The following is a 19,687-nucleotide window of genomic DNA, read 5'->3' on the forward strand; positions in this document are numbered from 1 at the left end:
GCCCGAGATGGGGATCGTTCTTCGCGACTGGGCTGTGGGGAGACGGCATGACGGGGTCCAGGAAGCTGTGCACGCGCAGAGGTTGGTATGTGCGGCGACGTGGTGGAATTTAGGTTCAATGTGTAGTCGAGTTCCGGTCTAACCTAAGGGGGCTCAGTGATCCAGCTCTGGAGTGTTATCGCAGTTGCGATCTTGACCGTTTTGTCGTTGTTGCCCGCACACCATGCTCCTGCATGCACTCCAGCACTGACTGCACGATGCAATTTCGGATCCCGACCCCTGGTACAGCGTCCTACCTATCGATTACCGTCGACACCATGACGATCAACACCGAGATGCTGCAGTTCGTCTCCGTCGACGAACTGCTCGGCACTCAAGGTCCCGACCTGCGCATACCGGATTTCCAGCGCCCGTACTCCTGGTCCCCACGCATCGCGGCACAGCTGTTCACGGATGTCGCGGAGGCTCTCGATAGCAGGCCGGAGCATTCGTACATCATGGGCACCGTCATCCTCCTGAGGCGTCCCCAGGAGTCGCATTTCGAGGTGGTCGATGGACAGCAGAGAATCCTGACCCTCCATCTGCTGCGGGCGCTTCTGCGCGGCCAGAGAATCCCCCATCTCCAATCAGGGGACACCCCGATCCACCACGTCCATCAGGAACTCTCGCGACGGGTCGCCGACCTCGAACGTTCTCCGGGGCGCCTCGACAGGTACCGGGAATTCCTCGACGCCGAAGCCAAAGTTCTGAAGATCGTCACCGATGACGAGGATGAGGCATTCCAGTTCTTCGACTCGCAGAACTTCCGAGGCAAATCACTGCGCCCGCACGACCTGCTCAAGGCCTTCCACCTGCGCGAAATGGCAGATGCCAGCACTGCCGAGCAGCGCGCCGTGGTCGAGCAATGGGAGAAGGCCGACGAGAACGAGCTGGACCGGCTCTTCGGCACCTACCTGGCCCGCATCCACTGGTGGAGCCGCAACATGCCAGCGCATGCATATACCACCGATGACCTCGACCTCTTCAAGGGAGTCGGCAGATCCACTCGCCGCCTGCCGGGGGCCGAATACCATCGCGCTGCCAAGGCGGTGCTTCCCGGCCTGCAGGAGTGGTCCTATCCTGATGCCGACTCGGTGACCCGCAGAGATCTCAAGCGGGCCCAGCACCAGCTCGATGCTCCGGTCGCTGCGGGTAAGTCCTTCTTCGACTACGCCGCGTTCATGCTCGAGGAGTATGAGCGGCTGGACGAGGAACTCTTCTCCGACGCCAACACAGCCGGTCTCACGACTGCGGATCGCACGGTCTTCCACGACGGGGCGCGATTCAGGTACTGCCGGGAGCTGTACGTCGCCGCGGTCCTGTACTACACGAACAAGTACTCCGAGGCCGATATGCCGCAGGTACGACGCCACCTCTTCCGCTGGGCATACTCCCTCCGCTTGGCGTACGAGCGTCTGGGCTGGAGAACCACGGACAACTACGCACGAGGGATCAGCACCAATATGGACGGCCTGAACAAGGTGAACCTGTTCTCCGCCATCCGCGACAGTCTCGATCCGCGGGAGATCGAGCTGGAGAACATGAGCGCCCCGCGCACGGCGCGGACTGACAACCCGGAGGATGCACGGCTCCTCACCCTGCTGAAGGAGTCCCGCTGAGATGACACAGACCATCGCTCAGGATGACGTCCAGGCCATCCCCGTCGGGCAGCTCTTCAGCCCGGACGCTCCCAGCTATTCGATTCCCCTCTACCAGCGCAATTACACCTGGGGCGAGGAGCAGATACACCGCCTGATCCACGACGTCTTCGACGAGGCCGAGCAGGAGGAGGCCAAGGACTACTTCCTTGGCAACCTCGTGGTCGCCCCTCCGCAACGGGCCGATGAGCCGCTCGACGTGATCGACGGACAGCAGCGCCTGACCACCTTGTATATCCTGCTGGTCAAGCTCTCTTCCCGGCCGGGTTTGAAGGACCGCATCGGTCCGCTTCGGCCGCTCACCTACGAGGCTCGGGAGAAGGCCACCCGCGCTCTCCGCGGCGTCGCCGATACGATCGATGAGCCGGCGGAGGATGAGAAGGATCGAGAGGACTCCGGCATCCTCCGCGCATCGATGATTATCGAACAGCTACTGGACGGCGGGGCCGACGGTGACCGTTTACAGACTCCCCAGGTGATCGACTATCTGCTCACCAGGGTCCTCGTCGTCCGCATGCCGATCGACCGGAGCACCGATCTGAATCGGTACTTCGAGATCATGAATACGCGCGGTGCGCAGCTCAGTCCCGTGGACATCGTCAAGGCGCGACTCCTCCGATACCTGTCTGACCCCCTCGATCGCGCCCTGCTGAACCGCGTCTGGACAGCATGCTCCGACATGGAGCACTACGTGGGGATGAGCGCCACTGCCGGAAACACCTCCCAACGCGCAGAAGTCTTCGGCCCCGACTGGGACCAGATGCCGACAGCAGATTTCTCCCGCTTGCGTGCACAACTCATCGACACCACCTCCGAAGCGGCCTCGCCCGCCGCCGACGACGCTTCGAACACACCCGAATCCACCGCGCTGACCCTCGACGATGCGGTGGCTGCCTACTCCCAGACCACGGTCAGGACCGAGTCGGAAGATGCCGACGGCGGCGAGCGATTCACATCGCAGATCACGTTCCCGACTCTGCTGCTGCAGGTTCTCGCGGTGGAGGGAGCAGGCAGGGGCTCCGCACGGGAGGATGATCGTCAGCTCGACGACAAACTGCTAGTGCAGCGCTTCTCTGCACGCGTCGATTCACTACCGCCGCCGGAGCGGATTGACTGGGTGCGCAAGTTCACCACGGACCTGCTGCGCATCCGCTACCTGTTCGATCATTTCATTCTCAAGCGTGATGCGACGCTGACCACCGGGCACGAATCCACCACGGACGAGGAACCTGGCAGCTGGTCGTTGTACCGGCTCGCGCGAGGATCGTCCCGTCGCGGCAACAACGGGCAGGACACTCCCCGGTACCCCTCGACCTTCGCCGCTGACGAATCCGGTGCCGGCCCGCGCAGCCTGCACCGACGGATCCTGCTGCTGCAGTCGGCGCTGCGCATCACCTACACCTCCCCGCGCACGATGCACTGGATGACCGATGCACTTCGCTACGTCACCGAGCTCACCGATCACGATGAGCCGATCACAGCTCAGGGCTTCCTCCACTGTCTCGAGTCCCATGCCCACGAGCGCCTGCGCGAGGCGGTGACCCCGGACCCGGACAAGGAGGAGACCGGCCCGGATGGGATGGCGCTCGGCTTCGCCATCCCGCGCATCGTGTTCACGTACCTGGACTACCTGCTGGTGGAGGAGATGAACCAATGGGACTTCACCTTCAGCTACCGCACCTCCGTGGAGCACTTCTCCCCGGGCACCGAGGACATCGAGCACTCCTCCTTCGCATACCGCCTGGAGGATCCGCACCTTCTCGACTGGTTCGGGAACTTGGCGCTGGTCACTGTGAGCACCAACTCGAAGTTCAGCAACTACCTCCCAGCGCAGAAGGCGAACAACCACGATGCTCGCCGGCAGAGCCTGAAACTCGAGCTGATGGCACGGCGGGCGGAGACCGGGAGTTGGAACGACGCAGATGTGCGCACTCATCATGAGGAGATGGTGGAGTTGTTGCGCCGGGCGCTTGCAGGAGAGCGAGCGCGATCAGATTCTGACATCTGATCGCCCCCTGTCCCCGTGAGAAGTACGTCAGGTCGAAGAATGGTAACGGGGTCTGGACCGAGCTACGGCATTGGGTGCCGCTCGGGGATGATGTGGAGCGGTGGGTCGAGAGGTTATTCGGCTACGGAACGTGGTCGAGTTCCGCTTCAATGTTTAAGGGGTGGGTGGCGGATCGACGCGGCCGTCCTGCTGCGCCACCTTCGCCAGCGGGCCACTGAGGGCCGCCGTCGCGACGATCGTCACGAGCGCGCCGAGCAGCATCGCCGTGTCCTCGCCAGGTCGCAGCACACCGAGATGCGTCCCCGTCGTCGCGGCTGCCACGGGCACACCCATCTGCGCCGCGGTCGTGACGGCGACCGGCCACGGCTGCTTCGTCACCGCCATCGCGCCGTGCACGACGAGGGCGCTCAACCCCAGCGTCACACCGAGCGCGACGGCGTCCGGGTGCGCCGCGAGGTCACGCAGATTGAGCGACGCCCCGAGCCATACGAAGAAGATCGGCGCGAACAGCCCGTCCGTCAGCGCGAACACCTGCTTCGCGACGCGCTTCGGCTCACCGACACCGGCGACGGCCAACCCCACGCAGAACCCGGCGAGCATGATCGACACGTGCCGCCACTGCGCGAGCGCCGCGACGGCGAACAGGATCGTCAGCGTCACCCGCAGCTCGAGCGCCAGCCCGCGATCCTCCGACACCTCGTGCACCCGCCGTCGATACCCGCGCTGCTCGACGAACCGCAGCACGAAGAACACGACGAGCGACACCGCCACGACCGCCGCAGCGCCGATCGCCGCCCGCGACATGTGCGCCGGATCGATCGCGAACGGCAACGCGACGATGCACGCCGCGTCCGCGAGCGCCAACTGCGGCAGCATCGCGACGATCGAGGGCCCCGTCAGCGGCATACCCTGCAGCGCCGGCATGACGATCGACGCCGAAGAACTCGCCAGCAGCACCGCGTACAGCCCCGCGTGCCCCGTGCCGAACACGTGCGCGATCGCCCATCCTGCGGGCGCGGCGAGCACCCCGACGGCGACCGCCCGCGCCACGCCGATCGACGCACCCGTGCGCAGCGCCTTGTCGCGCACCGGCACGTGCGTGCCGGCGACGAACATGACGAGCGCGAACCCGACGTCCGCGAGAAACGCGAACGTGCCGTCATGCGGGTCGAGCACCCGCGCGCCGGTCTGCCCGAGCGCGAGCCCGACGACAAGCTCGCCGATGACGACCGGCAACCTCACCGCGCGCGGCAACGACAACAGCGGCCCGAGCACCGCGACGAGACAGATGAGAGCGAGTTGCGCGAAGTTCACGTCCGTCGCGACCTCAGGCGGAACGGTGCGCGAGGTCGACGATGCGCACAGGCACGTCGGTGTTCTCGTCCGTGTGATAACTCGCGCAGACCCGGTGATAACCGTCGGCGATGATGGCGTCGCGTCCGCTCGTCGCGTCACCACGCACGAGCAGCACCGGGCTGAGCGCCCTGCCGTCGGCGATCTTCTTCAGATCCGACGTGACGTGCGGGTTGTCCGTCGGCAGCAGGGCGAAGCGCGAGGCGCCCAGAATGTCCTTCGCCTTGAAGTGCGCCGATTCGACGTTCTCGAACGCCTCGACGGTCGTCGTCATCGTCGCCTCACCGGCGAGCAGCGACAGATACGCCGCCGCCGACGTGCCTCGGGGCCAGCCTGAGCATGTACACGTCCGATTCCCCGTTTCATCGTGCGGTGTCACACGATATCGGTCGTGAGTTGGCTGCGCACCTCACTTCTATCGGCGAGGACGAGTCTCTGAGGAGTGCGCTCGACGATGGTGGGCGGAGCGGGAGAATGGTTAGGCAGAGAATCCACACGGGCTATTCTTGCCCCCAATGCAGGCGTGGGAAGAACCGCGAAATCCGGCAGGCGTTCGCACGCAAGCTGCGGCGCCGGCAGAGGGTGCAACTGCTGACACTCGGCGACATCGACGACGTCGACATGAGCATCGGCTACACGGACTGACTCGATCCCTGTGGTGGACGCAGGCGACCCGTCGCGGGCGTCCGCCGGTGCTGTGGTCGATCCAGCCTGCGGTGCGATACGCAGGGCATGCCTTCCGTCGTGAGCCTGGACCACGAGGCGATCAGCCGCGTCGCAGAACGTCACGGCGTGGCCGAGTTGTCCCTGTTCGGCTCAGCTGCTGCGGGGACTTCTCATCACAACAGCGACGTCGACTCTCTGGTCGATTTCCTCCCTGATCGCCCCGATCCGCTGGAGGACTTCTGCGCCCTCCGTGACGACAGGAGCAGGATCCTCGAACGCGATGTTGACCTCGTGGTGAAGCGCGCCATCCGCAACCCGTATTTCCGTGACTCAGCTCTCGCGCAGGCGGAGGTTGTCTATGTTGCCGACGTCTAGAGCGCGTCTATGGAATGCGAAACATCCTTGCCATGAGTACGGGGTGATCGATCACGCGATCGTGTGGGCGGTCGTCGATTCGCGTCTCACTCCGTTGGCGCAGAACTGGCAAGGCTCCTCGGCGAGTCGTGACTCACCCACACTCGAGTGGAGTTCCGAACCGGGCCAACGTCACATGGCCGTCACAGGCATCCGCTCGTAAGGTGGCGGGACACCACGATGAGGAGAACACATGCCTGAGCGGCTCGAACCCCAGCTCGAAACCGTGCGCGAGACGATCCTGCGCCGCAACCCCGGAGAGGCTGAGTTCCACCAGGCCGTCGACGAGGTGCTCGCCAGCCTGGGCCCGCTGCTGAAGCGACGCCCCGACTACGTCGAGTCGAGCATCATCGAGCGTCTGGCGGAGCCCGAGCGTCAGATCATCTTCCGCGTGCCGTGGGTCGACGACGACGGCCGCGTGCAGGTGAACCGCGGATTCCGCGTCGAGTTCAACTCGGCGCTCGGGCCATACAAGGGTGGCCTGCGCTTCCACCCCAGCGTCTACCTCGGCATCGTCAAGTTCCTCGGCTTCGAACAGGTCTTCAAGAACGCGCTCACCGGTATGCCCATCGGCGGCGGCAAGGGCGGCTCCGACTTCGACCCGAAGGGCCGCTCCGACGCCGAGATCATGCGTTTCTGCCAGTCGTTCATGACGGAGCTGTACCGCCACATCGGTGAATACACGGACGTGCCCGCCGGCGACATCGGCGTCGGCGGCCGCGAGATCGGCTTCCTCTTCGGCCAGTACAAGCGCATCACCAACCGCTACGAGGCCGGAGTGCTCACGGGCAAGGGCCTCACCTGGGGTGGCGCCCAGGCGCGAACCGAAGCCACCGGGTACGGCCTCGTGTTCCTCACCGAACGCATGCTCGCGACGCAGAACCGTTCCTTCGACGGCGCGAAGGTCGTCATCTCCGGCTCCGGCAACGTCGCCGTCTACGCCGCACAGAAGGTCACCCAGCTGGGCGGCACCGTCGTCGCGATGAGCGACTCCGGCGGGTACGTCGTCGACGAGCGGGGCCTCGACATCGACGCCATGCGCGAACTCAAGGAATCCAGGCGCGGACGCATCAGCGAATACGCGGACGAGCACGAGGGCGCCCGATTCGTCTCCGAAGGAAGCATCTGGGACGTGCCGTGCGACGTGGCCCTGCCCTGCGCCACCCAGAACGAGCTCCCGGACGACGCGGCGCGCACCCTCGTGTCGAACGGCTGCATCGCCGTCGCCGAAGGCGCCAACATGCCGACGACGCCCGCAGCGACCGCCCTGCTGCAGGAGGCCGGCGTCCTCTTCGCGCCCGGCAAGGCGTCGAACGCCGGCGGCGTCGCGGTGAGCGCCCTCGAGATGCAGCAGAACGCCTCCCGCGACTCGTGGTCGTTCGACCACACCGAAGAACGCCTGCGCGCCATCATGAACGGCGTCTTCCGCACCTGCGAGGAGACGGCCGACGCCTACGACGTGCCGGGCGACTACGTGCGCGGCGCCAACATCGCGGGCTTCGTCAAGGTGGCCGACGCGATGCTCGCGCTCGGCGTCGTCTGATCGTCGTCCGAGCATCGAACGCCCCGAATCGGTGTGGTGGAAAAGCCGATTCGGGGTCTGCGCGGTCCGGCGGCGGCGTATAAACGAGGCATGCCCGCCTCTGAGAACGACCCGTCGTCAGGCCTGTCGAACGAGGGCGCGCTGCTCGGGCTGCACGACAACGGCCCCACCGACGTGCACCCGGGCGCGAACGCCGAAACGCAGACGCTCGAAGCCACCGAAGCCGGCCTCACGTCGGTCGCGAAGGCCTGGGACGAAGCCGTCGACGCGGACGGCGCGCCCCGCCTCGCCTACGTCGCAGCCCTGGCAGCAATCGCTGCGCTCAGTGATGACGAGCGGGCGGCCCGGCAAGAACGAGCAGAGGCCATGGAGACGGCTGAGGGCATCACCTTCCGCGTCAGCGGTGAGGACGAACCCCGGATCTTCCCGACGGACTTCATCCCCCGCATCATCGACGCTGATACGTGGGCCGACCTGAGCGCGGGCCTCGAACAACGCGCCCGCGCCCTCAACGCGTTCCTCGACGACATCTACGGGCCGCGACGCATCATCGAGGCTGGGGTCGTCGACGCCGACGACATCGAACGCTCACCGGGCTACGTCGACGAAGGCCGCCTCCAACCCTCCGGGTCCGTGCGAGCCCATATCTGCGGCATGGATCTCGTGTGCGCCGACGGGCGATGGCTCGTCCTCGAGGACAACCTTCGTGTTCCCTCCGGCGTGGTGTTCTCGCACTTCCTTCGCGCGATGGCGAACGACACGTTCGCCGACGTGATCAGCGAGTACGACCTGCTCGAGCCCCGCGACGGATTCGCGATGCTGCGCGAGACGCTGCAGGCCGCGGCACCTGCGCACGCCGCGAACCCCGACGACCCAGGGCTTGCGCTCGTCTCGACGGGCGAGGGCGACTCCGCCTGGTTCGAGCACCGCCGCATCGCCGAGTTCGTCGGCATGCCCGTCTGCACGCCCGCGGACCTCTGCGTCGTCGACGGGCGCCTGCACCTGCAGGACGCGACGACGCTGCGCCCACTCGACGTCGTCTACGCGCGCATCGAGAAGGATCAACTGTTCGCAGCCCTCGGTTGCGACGGTCAACCACTCGGCCCCGGACTCGAGGACGCCCTCGCCCACCACCGTCTCGCGTTCGTCAACGCATTCGGCAACGGCGTCGGCGACGACAAAGCCGTGTACGCGCTCGTGCCCGACATGATCCGGTTCTACCTCGACGAGGAGCCCCTGCTCGAACAGGTCCCCACCGATCTGTGCCACAAACCCGGCAAGGTCGAGGAGGTCATCGCACGGCTCGACGAACGCGTCGTCAAACCCGTCGACGGCTACGGCGGCGCCGGCATCACCATCGGGCCGGAGTGCTCCCCAGCCGAGCTCGACGAACGCGCCGAGCAGCTGCGGGCGCATCCCGACCACTTCATCGCGCAGGACATCGTGCGCCTGTCGACGCTGCCCACCTACGCCGCCGACGAGAGCGGACGCACCTGCATCCACCCGCGGCACGTCGACCTGCGGGCGTTCGTGCACGTTCGCGCCACCGAGCAGCCCGGGAGTGCGCCCGGCGAGTCGGGGGAACCCAGCGTCCTCGATGCGCGCAAGCTGAGCGCCCACACCGTCCCTGCCGCCCTCACCCGAACGGCCCCGGCTGGTTCGCTCATCGTCAACACCTCCCGCGGCGGTGGCGGCAAGGACACGTGGATCCTGCGCTCACCTGCACCGACAGCGCCGGCTGCAGCCTCGTCGCAGACCCCATCCGAGACCGCGGTGGGCGCCGATCGCGGTGACGCTGCCACGGCCGCGTCAGGTGATGTTCCTGGCCCCGACGACTCCGCGGCACCACGTCGATCATGACCCGCGAGGTCGGTTCTCCGGCATCCGGAGACGAACCAGGCGCGCTCGCTCTGGAGGTCTGGCCCCCCGGGCGCCTAGGATCGGCTGACGTGAACGACGTCAGCCCGCCCGAACCCGAGCATGCCCACGTCCTGACCTCCTACGCGCCACCCGCCGAGCACCGCGCCCCGCCACGCCCGCGCACGCTGGACCGCTACGTCAAGGACCCTGCGCTCTCGCCCGACGGGCGGCTGCTCGCGTGCGTCGTCGTCGAACAGGACCGTTTTCCCTTCGCACTGCAGATGCCGCTCGACGACGACGGGGTTCCGATCGTCGGCGAGGAGCGCGAGGTGCGTCTTCCCGTCGAAGGTGGTGTGCGGCGCGTCCTGTACTCACCCGACGGGCACTGGCTCGCCTGCGAGGTCGCACCCGACGGTGGTGACCGCGAGCAGATCTGGTTCGTCACCTCCGACCCGGACGACGCGAACTCGTACACCGTCGACCTCGCCGCGTACGAGACGGTCGAGCTCGTCAGCTGGGACGACGACTTCGTCGCCGTCTCCGTCTTCGACCGCGAGGGCACCGTCGAGGGCCGCCTGTTCAATCCGGTGACGGGGGAGACGCGCGTCGTCGACCGGCGCACCGGCGGCGCCCTGACGCACTCGCGTGGCAACGTCTCGTTGTTCCGCGTCGGCTCGCGCGGCAACCGTGAGCTCCTGGCCATCGACGACGACGGCACCTGGCGCCCCCTCATGCCGGTCGACAACGGCTCGACCACCGACCGCGGATTCGTCACGTTCGACGGGGATCGCCCCAGCTTCATCGTGCGCAGCGACCACAGCGCCGAACGCTTCCGACTGCTGCGGCTCACACCCACCGAGCACGCCCACGACGTCGAGGTGCTCCTCGAACGTGAGGACGCCGACGTCGAGGAGTTCGCCGTCTCCCTCGACGGTTCCGTGGCGGCCGTCCTGTGGAACGACGAGGGGTGGTGCGACCTGCAGATCGTGGACCTGACGGGTGGGCGCGCCCGCGTCGTCGACCTGCCCGAGCTGCCGTCGCTCATCGCGACGACGCCGTCGCTGACGGCGGACGGGTCGCTGCTCGCCCTCACCGTCGCCGGACCCGAGTTTCCGCCCACCGTCGTCGTCTACGACGTGGCCGCCCGACGCTGGGTCGGCGACGAGTTCCGCGCTGTCGCAACGGCGGTCGACGACGCGGTGAGCGACGCCGTCGGTGAGAGCGTGGCCGAGAACCGTCCCCGTGAGAGCGGCTCGGACGACGAGACGGCCGGGCACGCAGCGACCGGTGACGACGTCGGCGCGAGCGGCGCTGACGCACTGGCCGACCAGGACGGCCTCGACACGATGTCACCCGCGCGCCCGACGGACGAACGTGGCCGGCCGGTGTTGTCCGCGTGGGGCGAAGCGGACATCATCCCCGAGCTGCTCCACTACGAGGCGCGCGACGGCATGCGCTTGTCCGGGTGGCTCTACCGGGCCGTCGGGCCTGCGCCGAGCGAGCCCGCCCCGACGATCGTCTACTTCCACGGCGGCCCCGAGGGACAGGCGCGCCCCGACTACAACAACGTGCTGCGCAAGCTCGCGGCGACCGGGCACTCGGTGTTCCTGCCGAACGTGCGTGGCTCAGCAGGACGCGGGCGGCGCTTCTCGCAGGCCGACGACCGTTACGGCCGGTTCGCGGCGATCGACGACGCCGAGGACACGCTCGACCACCTCATCGACGCAGGGATCACCCGCGACGGCCAGGCCGTCATCATGGGCCGCTCGTACGGCGGATACCTCGTGCACGCGTCGCTCACCCGGCACGCCGGGCGTTGGGCCGGCGGCATCGCGGCGTGCGGCATGTCGGATCTCGAGACGTTCTACCGTGACACCGACCCGTGGATCGCCTCCGCGGCGATGCCCAAATACGGCGACCCCAAGCTCGACCGGCACCTGCTCGCGCAAGCCTCCCCGCTGCGTCAGTTCTCCCGCGTAGACGTGCCCGTGATGTTCATCCACGGCCAGCTCGACTCGAACGTCCCCGTCTCCGAGGCTTACCAGGCGCTGGGCGTGCTCGCGTCGCGGGGCGTGCCGGCGGAGATGCTGTTGTTCCCCGACGAGGGGCACGAGTTCGAACGTCTCAACAACCGCTGGGACATGGAACAGCGGGTCTTGGCTTTCTGCGAAAGGATCTTCGGTGAGTGACTTCGACAAGAACGACGCGAACACGGGTGGGAAGAACTCCGAGCCCGACGTCGACGCGGCACACGAGGCCGCCATGGCGTACGACGGCATCGACGACGACCTGCGGGACAAGCTCGTCGAGTGGCGCCGCCACCTGCACACCAACCCCGAGCTGAGCTATGAGGAGAAGGCGACGACGGACTACGTCGCCGAACAGCTCGAAGGTCTCGGGTTCGAGGTGCGACGTTTCTCCGTCGGCACCGGCTTGATCTGTGACGTGCCCGCCGCCGACGACGCGACGGCCGACGACCTCGTCGCGTTGCGCGCCGACATCGACGCGCTGCCGATGGATGAGGAGACCGACCTCGAGTTCGCCTCGACGAACGAGGGCGTCAGCCACTCCTGCGGCCACGACGCGCACACGGCGATGCTGCTCGGCGCCGCGACGCTGCTCGCGAAGAACCCGCCGCCGCGCCCCGTCCGCCTCATCTTCCAGCCCGCCGAGGAGCAGATGCCCGGCGGCGCCGTCGACTGCGTCGAGGACGGCGCGATCGAGGGCGTCGACCGCATCATCGCGCTTCACTGCGACCCGCACCGCGTCGTCGGTGACGTCGGTGTGCACGCGGGCGCTATCACGTCCTCGAACGCGAAGATCGAGGTGACGCTGACCTCCGACGGCGGGCACACCGCGCGTCCGCACGAGACCGGCGACCTCATCTACGCGCTCGCGAGCATCGCGACGGGCGCGGCTCAGGTCATCGACCGCCGCATCGACCCGCGCTCGGGCACCGTCATGACGTGGGGCTCGATCCAGGCCGGCGGCAGCGCCGCGAACGTCATCCCGTCGAAGGGGACGCTCGTCGGCACCGTCCGCTCCGCGAGCCGCGACACGTGGGCGCAGCTGCCCGACGTCGTGCCGCCCGCGATCTCGGGCGTCGCCGAGCTGTACGGCGTGAAGGCCGAGGTCAACTACGTGCAGGGTGTGCCGCCGGTCGTCAACGACGAGGCGTGCGCGCAGCTCGCGGCCCAGGCGGTCACCGACGTCCTCGGCGAGGACGGCGTCGGCGTGGCCGACCAGTCGTCCGGTGGCGAGGACTTCGGCTGGTACACCGAAGAGATCCCCGGCATCTACCTGCGCCTCGGCGTCTGGGATGGCGACAGCGACGAGACCGACCTGCACCACCCTGCGTTCATGCTCGACGAGCGCGCGCTGCCCATCGGCGCGGCCGTGTTCGACCGGTTCGCGCGCCTCGACCGCGATGCCGCGAGCGACGAGTCGTCGAACGCGTCGTGATGACGCGCGGCTGACGCAGCGCCGCGGCGCTGGTTTGTCGGCGACGAGCACATGACACACGAACGGCGGGACAAGCTTGAATGCTCATCCCGCCGTTCGTCATTCGCCGCCCGGCGTTCGTCGTGCGAGCAGTCTCAGACGACGTCGACCGACGTGTGCCCGCCGACGCCGGCCGCCAGGGCCGCGAGGTGCTGACGGGTGTCGCCGAAGGTTCGCTCGATCGTCGCGAGGCGCGAGGTGTAGTGGCCGACGGCGTACTCGGCCGTCATGCCGATGCCACCGTGCAACTGGATCGCCTCCTGGCCGACGAGCCGGCCGTAGGTGCCGACGAGGTACTTCGTCCGCGACACGATGGCGTCGAGGTCGAGCGCGTCGTCGCCCTCACCGGGGTCGGCGAGCGCCATCGCCGCGTAGAGCACGGCGCTGCGCGTCAGCTCGACGCCGACGTACATGTCGGCGGCGCGTTGCGTGAGGGTCTGGAACCGCATGATCGGCACGCCGAACTGTTTGCGCGTCTTGAGGTACTCGACCGTCAGCGTGAGCGCGGCCCCCATCGCGCCGAGCGCCTCGCCGCACTGTCCGACGTTGCCCAGTGCGAGCGCGGCCTCGAGCACCTCGCGGCCGCCGAGCCGCGTCGCGGGAGCGCCGTCAAGCGTCACCTTCGGGCCGTCGACGGTGGGGGATTCGACGAGGTAGACCCCGACGTCGTCGCCCGTGCCGGCGGTCGTGACGATGGCGTCAGCCGACGACAGGTCGGTGTTGCCGCGAGCCTCACCCGCCAGCTCGCTACCCGACGCGGTGCGGGCGCTCGCGGCCCGTGACCACGTCGCACCCGACTCGCCGAACGCGGTGAGCACGAGCTTCTCGCCGCTGATGACGTCGGCGAGCAGCGGCGAGTTCGCCGCGTCGAGGGCCGTCGCAGCCGCCATCGCATCGGCGTAGGGGAGCGTGACGCGAGCCGCGCCGAGCTCGACGGCGGCGAGCGTCACCTCGATGGCCGACGCGCCGAAACCGCCCTTCTCCTCGGCGAAGGCGAGCCCGAGCAGGCCCATCTCGGCGAACTTGCCCCAGGCGTCCGCGTCGAACGGCTGCGGGCCGGCGGGGGCGCCGGATCCGGTGTCCTTCGGCGTGAGGCTCGAGGCAAGGTCGCGCACCGCGCTCTGCAACGCGCGCTGTTCTTCGGTGGGTGTGAAGTCCATGATTCAGCCCTTCAGTCCAAGGATGCCGCCGGAGATGATGTTGCGCTGAACCTCGTTGGAACCGCTGTAGATCGACGCCTTGCGATAGTTGAGGTACCGCGGCAGCGTCTCGCTGCCCCACTCGCCCGTGTACCAGGTGAGGGCGTCGACGCCGGCCACGTCGACCATGAGTTCGTAGACGTCCTGCTGCAGCTGGCTGCCGCGCAGCTTGAGGATCGACGACGCCGGGTCGGGGCGCCCGTCACGCGAGTCACCCGCGACGCGCAGCACCGTCAGTTCGAGCGCCATGACCTCGGCCTCGAGCTGGGCGAAGCGCGCGGCGAGCAGCGGCTCGTCGAGCGCGGTGCCGTGAGGGCTGCGTGTGGCCTTCGCGTGCTCCTTCGCCGCGGCGAGCGCCGCCTTGATCGAGCCGACGGGCGCGGCGCTCGTGCGCTCGTTGCCGAGTAGGAACTTCGCGTAGTCCCAGCCGCGGTTCTCCTCGCCGACGAGCTGGTCGGCGGGCACGCGGACGTCGTCGAAGAACACCTCGTTGACCTCGTGACGGCCGTCGATCAGCTTGATCGGGCGCACCGTGAGGCCGGGGGAGGACATGTCGATGAGGAGAAAGGAGATGCCCTTCTGCGGCTTGTCGGCGCTCGGGTCGGTGCGCACGAGGGTGAAGATCCAGTCACCGAACTGCCCGAGCGTCGTCCACGTCTTCTGTCCGTTGACGACGTACTCGTCGCCCTCGCGCACCGCCGTCGTGCGCAGGGACGCGAGGTCGGAGCCGGCGTCCGGCTCGGAGAAGCCCTGCGACCACCAGATCTCGCAGCTCTTCGTCTTCGGCAGGAAACGCTCCTTGAGCTCCTGCGAGCCGAACGCGGCGATGACGGGGCCGACCATGCTCGTGTTGAACGCGAGCGGCATCGGCACGCCGGCACGCTGCAGTTCGGAACGGTAGATGTGCAGCTGCAGTTCGTCCCAGCCGCGCCCACCCCATTCGGTCGGCCAGTGGGGTGCGGCCAGGTCGGCGTCGTCGAGGATGCGCTGACCTTCGCGCAGCAACTCGGGCACGACCTCGCCGTCAGCGATGTATCCGGTCTTGATGTGGTCGGGGAAGCTCTCGGCAAAGGCGCGCAGCTCGCGCTGCAGGGCCTTGTCCTCGTCTCGTAGTGTCCGTTGCACCGTGGCTCCTTGCTCGGGGACGTGGCGCGTGACGCGCCTCACCCTGTCTATCACTCTTGTTGAGCATCGCTCAATAGGGCGGGGCTCAGCGGTGCCAGACCTACGGTGTCGGAGAAGGGGCTCAGGCGAGGTCGGAGTTCGACTTCATGAGTTCGGCGTACGTCGTCGAGGCGTCGTGGCCGTTGTATCTGCGCGCATCCGCGGGGAACGTCAGCTTCTTGAACTTCGCGATCGGCGCGGTGCGTGAGGCCTCGATGCCGCCCGGGTGCGAGGCGCTGCCGATCTGCGTGCTCATGACCGTGTCGCCGCCGATCATCGTGTTGTCGTCCGGGAACCAGAAGATCGTGCTGCCCGCGGTGTGTCCTGCAGGTGGATGGGCGGGACGCGGTGGCCGGCGATCGTCGTCGTGGACTCCTTGAAGGTGGAGGTCTTCGCGTCGGTCGTGCGCGAGGTGCCCTCCGCGATGGAGCAGTTGCGCTTCGGATCGTGCAGGTAGGGCTGGTCGAGTTCGTGGATCAACGCGACGGCCTTCGCATTCGTCTTCATCTCCACGGCGAGGCCGCGCAGCTTGTCGCAGTGCCCGTGGGTGATCATGATCGCGTCGACGCCGCCGATCGACTTCACGTAGTCGGCGACCTCCGCGTCTTACATGCCGGGGTCGACGAGGATGTTGCCGGCCGGCGAGCTGAGCACCTGGAACGTGGCCGTCCAGCCCGCATCGCTGGTGCTGTCGAACTGCGTGACGGTGAACGCCGACTGCTTGTTCGTGCTCGACGCGCTGATCGCCGGCGTGACGGGCAGCGACGACGCAGCCGCAGCCCTGGGGGACGCACTGCTGGGCGACGAATCCGCCGCGTTCGTTCCGCAGGCCGCCAGGGTGAGCCCGCCGATGAGGACCAGGGTTGAAGCAGTGCGACGAGTGTCGCGCATGGGGTCTGCATCCGAGTGTGTGAGGTGTTGCTCACATCATGGTCGTCGCGCTCGGTGTGCATGGCTATGTCGCCCCACATGATGAGATGCCCAGCGCCGGCCGCATGGGCGAGGCCTCACGGGCGCGGGCGGCCCACCGACCAGAAGCCACTCGCCGTGATGGCGCGCCGTGACAGGCCGCGCTCTTTCGTCAGGTGACGCTTGATCGCGGCCACCGCGCCGCCCTCCGCACACACCCACGCGTAGTCGGCGTCGTCGACGTCGAGGTCTGCGAGTGCCGCGACGGCGGCCGAACCGGACGCATCCGTGCCGCGCTGCACGACGGTGATGCCGGCGTCGGCGACCTCCGGGTGCAGGTATGTCGCATCAGGGACCTCGACGACGCAGGTGAGGCGGGGTTGCGTGTTCTGCGAGTCTTCACCTTTTCCAGTCGCCCGTTCGCGGGCTGCGTCGACGATGGCGAGCATGCCCGGCAGGCCCGTCTCGTCGGCGACGAGCACGTGATGCCCGCCCGCGGGCGCCGCGCTGTAGAGCGCAGACTGGACGCGCACCCCGACCTCGTCACCGACCCTGACGTCGCGCAGCCAGCGCGCGCCGGGCCCGTCGTGGCCGACGTCCACGATGTCGACGTCGATCTCGGCGTGCTCAGGGCGCAGCATCCGGATCGTGTACCAGCGCAGCTGCGGGCGCACGGCATCGTCCATGGCGGCGACGGCGCTGCGGGGGTCGCGTTCGTCATCAGGCGGGGTGACGACGGGTGCGCCGGCCGGCGGCATGAAGAGGCCGAAGTACTCGTCGGGGCCGGTGAGTTCGAGCGTGCGGAACATCTCGGCGTGCAGGGTGACACGGGTGAAGGCCGGGCACAGCGCTTCGACGGCGCGCACCTCGGCGGGTGCCGTCGGCCAGGTCTCGCGCTCCGGTGGCAGAGCCATGGTGAGCGAGGCGGCCGCCGAGTACGCGGCATGCAGCCCGCGTTCGATCGTCCTGAGTGGCATGAGAGCCTCCGCGTCGTCGCGATGAATGAGGTCTACCTAACCTAGGCGATCGTCTGGTCTGGGGCACGTTCGGTCGGGCGTCTCGGCGGCGCGGGCGACCTCGCAGCTGGGGTGGCGCCTACGCTGATGCATGCCCACGCCAGCTTCGGAACCCCTCGACGCCTTCCTCGACCTGGCGCGCGACGCGCGTGACGTCGTTGTCCTCACGGGCGCGGGGATGAGCGTCGAGAGCGGCATCCCCACGTTCCGCGACGCGCACACGGGCCTGTGGGAGCGCCACGACCCGGAGGAGCTCGCGACGATCGACGCGTGGGAGCGCGACCCCGACTTCGTCTGGGCCTGGTATCGCTGGCGGGCCAAGCTCATTCGCGATGTCCAGCCCAACGTCGGCCATCGCGCACTCGCCGACTGGGCCGACGCCGAGCGGGCGAACCTGTGGATCGTCACGCAGAACATCGACGACCTCCACGAACGCGCGGGCAGCAGTGTCCTCGCGCACCTGCACGGCAGCATCTTCGCGTTGCGCTGCTCTGAGTGCGACACCCCCTTCGACGAAGCCGACGACGCCGCACTCGCGCTGCCGTCCGACCCCGTCGAGCGGTTGGCCCCGCCGCGTTGCCCGGTGTGTGGCGCAGCGGTGCGCCCCGGCGTGGTGTGGTTCGGCGAAGAACTGCCGCAGGAGCCGTTCGCGCACGCCGAGGCCGCGCTCGAGCGCGCCGATCTCGTCCTCAGCGTCGGCACGTCCGGGGTCGTGCAGCCCGCGGCCGGTCTGCCGTACCGGGCGTTGACGCGGGGCGTGCCCGTCGTCGAGATCAACCCCGCCGAGACCGAACTGAGCGACGACGCGACGCTCGTCTGGCGTGCGCCCGCCGCCGCCGCGCTGCCCGCGCTCGTCTCGGCACTCTGGGGTAAGGCGTGACGCGTCGGGGCGCCCGCTGGTCAGTGCAGGGCCGTGCCGACGCTGCGCGTCGCGGGCCACGCGGCAGGCTTGCGTGCTCGTCGGCGGGCTCGATCCACCTGAAGGCGCACCATCACGACCTCGCGCACGTCGGGCTCGTCATCAGCCTGCACGTCGGCGCGACGTATCTGCCGTCGCTGCTGACGGGTCGCCTCGTCGACAGGGTCGGCCCCATTCCGATGGCGTGGGCGTCCGGCGGCATCCTCGCGGCTGCGGCGCTGTTCGCCGCCGTCGCGCCCGGTGACTCGTTCGCGGCGCGTGGCCAGCACGGCACGCCCACGACGGGCCGCATCAAGGCTCGAGCCCGTCTCGCGCGAGAGCACGCCGCCGTCGCCCAGCACCGCGCGAGCACACTGCACGCCATCACGGAGCAGCTCGCGACCTCGCACGCCGTCGTCGCTGTCGACGACCTCAACGTCGCCGTCATGACGCGCAGCGCACGAGGCAGCATCGACAAGCCTGGCCGCAACGTCGCCGCGAAAGCGGGCCTCAACCGTTCCATCCTCGACGCGAGCTTCGCCGAGATGCGGCGACAACTCACCTACAAGACTTCGTGGTACCGATCGCAGCTCCTGCCCTCAGGGCGCTTCGTTCCCACGAGCAAGACGTGTTCGACGTGCGGGGCAGAGAAAGCCAATCAGCCCCTGTCGAAACGCGTGTACCACTGCGAGAACTGCGCCACGGTGCTCGACCGTGACGTCAACGCGGCCAAGAACATCCTTCGCGCCGCTCTCGCATCCCACGACGCCCCCGGCATGGAGGAGTCGCAAAACGCCCGTGGAGTGCGTATCGAGACATCTGTCGCGCTACGTTCTGCGAAGCGGGAAGACCCACCGCGAGGTGGGCCACCCCGGCCGAGTAATCGCGTCCGGTCATCTCCCCCCAACGGGGAAGCGAAAGTGAAGGCAAACGCTTCCCCCACCAACTGAAAAGCGCGCAAACACAGCACCCCGCAAGGGTCGGCCCCGCGCACACGGAGATGAGCCCGTGGTCTCGTCCTCGGTGACGACGACGCGCCAGTCGGCCCCGCGCACGCGGAGATGAGCCCGCCATCATGTTCGCCGCGTCGGGCCCGTTCTGGTCGGCCCCGCGCACGCGGAGATGAGCCCTTCTCCATCGCAGGGATGACCTTCGTGCCGAGGTCGGCCCCACGCACGCGGAGATGAGCCCCGGGGTCACCGTCCGCTGTGGCCGGTGAGGGTGTCGGCCCCGCGCACGCGGAGATGAGCCCGCGCAGCAGGCCAGTGACTTCGACGCGCTGGCGGCCCCGCGCACACCGGTTGAGCCAGCGCGCTTTAGGGCGTCGGTCGGGACCCGCTTAGAGCTCGCCGCACCGTGTCCCGCGACATTCCGTGCAGGCGCGCGATCTCCGAAATGCTCATGCGGGACTGCTGCACGGATAGGTGACATCGACTCTGTGGTGCCGTTCGGTGCCGCA

Annotated in this window: 18 protein-coding genes; 9 read left to right on the forward strand and 9 right to left on the reverse strand. The window is 68.2% G+C overall.

Annotation, left to right across the window (positions count from 1 at the left end; all coding sequences use genetic code 11):
* Positions 1-317 precede the first annotated feature (317 nt).
* Positions 318-1,658 (forward strand): DUF262 domain-containing protein, encoded by a 1,341-nt coding sequence (locus tag AX669_RS12185; RefSeq protein ID WP_006946161.1) that lies wholly within the window; start codon positions 318-320, stop codon positions 1,656-1,658.
* Between the two features lies 1 nt (position 1,659).
* Complete coding sequence (locus AX669_RS12190) at positions 1,660-3,705, forward strand: DUF262 domain-containing protein (RefSeq protein WP_006946302.1); 2,046 nt, start codon at positions 1,660-1,662, stop codon at positions 3,703-3,705.
* A gap of 153 nt (positions 3,706-3,858) precedes the next feature.
* On the opposite strand, the gene AX669_RS12195 is transcribed toward AX669_RS12190, so the two are convergent.
* Together AX669_RS12195 and AX669_RS12200 are read right to left on the reverse strand one after the other, a co-directional pair.
* Positions 3,859-5,019 (reverse strand): cation:proton antiporter, encoded by a 1,161-nt coding sequence (locus AX669_RS12195; protein WP_006946151.1) that lies wholly within the window; start codon positions 5,017-5,019, stop codon positions 3,859-3,861.
* Between the two features lie 13 nt (positions 5,020-5,032).
* Positions 5,033-5,332: a hypothetical protein gene (locus tag AX669_RS12200; protein ID WP_006946179.1), complete on the reverse strand. Its 300-nt coding sequence runs from the start codon at positions 5,330-5,332 to the stop codon at positions 5,033-5,035.
* 458 nt (positions 5,333-5,790) lie between these two features.
* Here AX669_RS12200 and AX669_RS12210 point away from each other — a divergent pair, with 458 nt between their 5' ends.
* The 5 genes from AX669_RS12210 to AX669_RS12230 all read left to right on the forward strand — a co-directional run bounded on the left by AX669_RS12210 (position 5,791) and on the right by AX669_RS12230 (position 13,003).
* Entirely contained in the window at positions 5,791-6,099 is a 309-nt protein-coding gene (locus AX669_RS12210) for a nucleotidyltransferase family protein (protein WP_006946148.1), read from the forward strand.
* A 232-nt stretch (positions 6,100-6,331) separates the two neighbouring features.
* The gene (gene gdhA / locus AX669_RS12215) at positions 6,332-7,681 is read left to right on the forward strand and encodes an NADP-specific glutamate dehydrogenase (protein WP_006946086.1); all 1,350 of its coding nucleotides are present in this window, start codon (positions 6,332-6,334) and stop codon (positions 7,679-7,681) included.
* Positions 7,682-7,771: 90 nt separating this feature from the next.
* Positions 7,772-9,541 (forward strand): circularly permuted type 2 ATP-grasp protein, encoded by a 1,770-nt coding sequence (locus tag AX669_RS12220; protein ID WP_062258644.1) that lies wholly within the window; start codon positions 7,772-7,774, stop codon positions 9,539-9,541.
* 89 nt (positions 9,542-9,630) lie between these two features.
* Entirely contained in the window at positions 9,631-11,730 is a 2,100-nt protein-coding gene (locus AX669_RS12225) for a prolyl oligopeptidase family serine peptidase (protein ID WP_062258645.1), read from the forward strand.
* The gene (locus AX669_RS12230) at positions 11,723-13,003 is read left to right on the forward strand and encodes an amidohydrolase (protein WP_082740956.1); all 1,281 of its coding nucleotides are present in this window, start codon (positions 11,723-11,725) and stop codon (positions 13,001-13,003) included. Before AX669_RS12225 ends, AX669_RS12230 begins: the two co-directional genes overlap by 8 nt.
* 134 nt (positions 13,004-13,137) lie before the next feature.
* Here AX669_RS12230 and AX669_RS12235 read toward each other — a convergent pair whose 3' ends face one another.
* The 6 genes from AX669_RS12235 to AX669_RS12260 all read right to left on the reverse strand — a co-directional run bounded on the left by AX669_RS12235 (position 13,138) and on the right by AX669_RS12260 (position 17,291).
* Positions 13,138-14,202 (reverse strand): acyl-CoA dehydrogenase family protein, encoded by a 1,065-nt coding sequence (locus tag AX669_RS12235; protein ID WP_062258647.1) that lies wholly within the window; start codon positions 14,200-14,202, stop codon positions 13,138-13,140.
* Between the two features lie 3 nt (positions 14,203-14,205).
* Positions 14,206-15,366 (reverse strand): acyl-CoA dehydrogenase family protein, encoded by a 1,161-nt coding sequence (locus AX669_RS12240; protein WP_006946290.1) that lies wholly within the window; start codon positions 15,364-15,366, stop codon positions 14,206-14,208.
* 121 nt (positions 15,367-15,487) lie between these two features.
* Positions 15,488-15,661, reverse strand: coding sequence for a hypothetical protein (locus AX669_RS12245; RefSeq protein ID WP_156445010.1), 174 nt, complete (start codon positions 15,659-15,661; stop codon positions 15,488-15,490).
* Between the two features lie 17 nt (positions 15,662-15,678).
* The gene (locus tag AX669_RS12250) at positions 15,679-15,990 is read right to left on the reverse strand and encodes an MBL fold metallo-hydrolase (RefSeq protein WP_062258651.1); all 312 of its coding nucleotides are present in this window, start codon (positions 15,988-15,990) and stop codon (positions 15,679-15,681) included.
* Positions 15,991-16,011: 21 nt separating this feature from the next.
* Entirely contained in the window at positions 16,012-16,296 is a 285-nt protein-coding gene (locus tag AX669_RS12255; protein WP_062258653.1) for a hypothetical protein, read from the reverse strand.
* A 116-nt stretch (positions 16,297-16,412) separates the two neighbouring features.
* Complete coding sequence (locus tag AX669_RS12260; RefSeq protein WP_062258654.1) at positions 16,413-17,291, reverse strand: siderophore-interacting protein; 879 nt, start codon at positions 17,289-17,291, stop codon at positions 16,413-16,415.
* Positions 17,292-17,421: 130 nt separating this feature from the next.
* Here AX669_RS12260 and AX669_RS12265 point away from each other — a divergent pair, with 130 nt between their 5' ends.
* Both AX669_RS12265 and AX669_RS12270 read left to right on the forward strand, forming a co-directional pair.
* Positions 17,422-18,210: an NAD-dependent deacylase gene (locus AX669_RS12265; RefSeq protein ID WP_062258656.1), complete on the forward strand. Its 789-nt coding sequence runs from the start codon at positions 17,422-17,424 to the stop codon at positions 18,208-18,210.
* Positions 18,207-19,178, forward strand: a complete 972-nt coding sequence (locus AX669_RS12270; RefSeq protein ID WP_131940667.1) for an RNA-guided endonuclease TnpB family protein — start codon at positions 18,207-18,209, stop codon at positions 19,176-19,178. Before AX669_RS12265 ends, AX669_RS12270 begins: the two co-directional genes overlap by 4 nt.
* A 366-nt stretch (positions 19,179-19,544) precedes the next feature.
* On the opposite strand, the gene AX669_RS14245 is transcribed toward AX669_RS12270, so the two are convergent.
* On the reverse strand, positions 19,545-19,646 hold the full coding sequence (locus tag AX669_RS14245) for a helix-turn-helix domain-containing protein (protein WP_156445011.1): 102 nt from the start codon (positions 19,644-19,646) through the stop codon (positions 19,545-19,547).
* Positions 19,647-19,687 lie beyond the last annotated feature (41 nt).

This window comes from Dermacoccus sp. CCH2-D9 (genome assembly GCF_001556795.1).
GTDB lineage: Bacteria > Actinomycetota > Actinomycetes > Actinomycetales > Dermatophilaceae > Dermacoccus > Dermacoccus nishinomiyaensis.

Excerpts from the sequence above, each read along its gene's own strand:
- AX669_RS12255 (WP_062258653.1), bottom strand. The coding sequence starts at position 16,296 with ATGCGCGACACTCGTCGCACTGCTTCAACCCTGGTCCTCATCGGCGGG.
- AX669_RS12260 (WP_062258654.1), bottom strand. The coding sequence starts at position 17,291 with ATGCCACTCAGGACGATCGAACGCGGGCTGCATGCCGCGTACTCGGCG.
- AX669_RS12235 (WP_062258647.1), bottom strand. The coding sequence starts at position 14,202 with ATGGACTTCACACCCACCGAAGAACAGCGCGCGTTGCAGAGCGCGGTG.
- AX669_RS12210 (WP_006946148.1), top strand. The coding sequence starts at position 5,791 with ATGCCTTCCGTCGTGAGCCTGGACCACGAGGCGATCAGCCGCGTCGCA.
- AX669_RS12265 (WP_062258656.1), top strand. The coding sequence starts at position 17,422 with ATGCCCACGCCAGCTTCGGAACCCCTCGACGCCTTCCTCGACCTGGCG.
- AX669_RS12220 (WP_062258644.1), top strand. The coding sequence starts at position 7,772 with ATGCCCGCCTCTGAGAACGACCCGTCGTCAGGCCTGTCGAACGAGGGC.
- AX669_RS12245 (WP_156445010.1), bottom strand. The coding sequence starts at position 15,661 with ATGAGCACGCAGATCGGCAGCGCCTCGCACCCGGGCGGCATCGAGGCC.
- AX669_RS12185 (WP_006946161.1), top strand. The coding sequence starts at position 318 with ATGACGATCAACACCGAGATGCTGCAGTTCGTCTCCGTCGACGAACTG.
- gdhA (WP_006946086.1), top strand. The coding sequence starts at position 6,332 with ATGCCTGAGCGGCTCGAACCCCAGCTCGAAACCGTGCGCGAGACGATC.
- AX669_RS12200 (WP_006946179.1), bottom strand. The coding sequence starts at position 5,332 with ATGACGACGACCGTCGAGGCGTTCGAGAACGTCGAATCGGCGCACTTC.
- AX669_RS12190 (WP_006946302.1), top strand. The coding sequence starts at position 1,660 with ATGACACAGACCATCGCTCAGGATGACGTCCAGGCCATCCCCGTCGGG.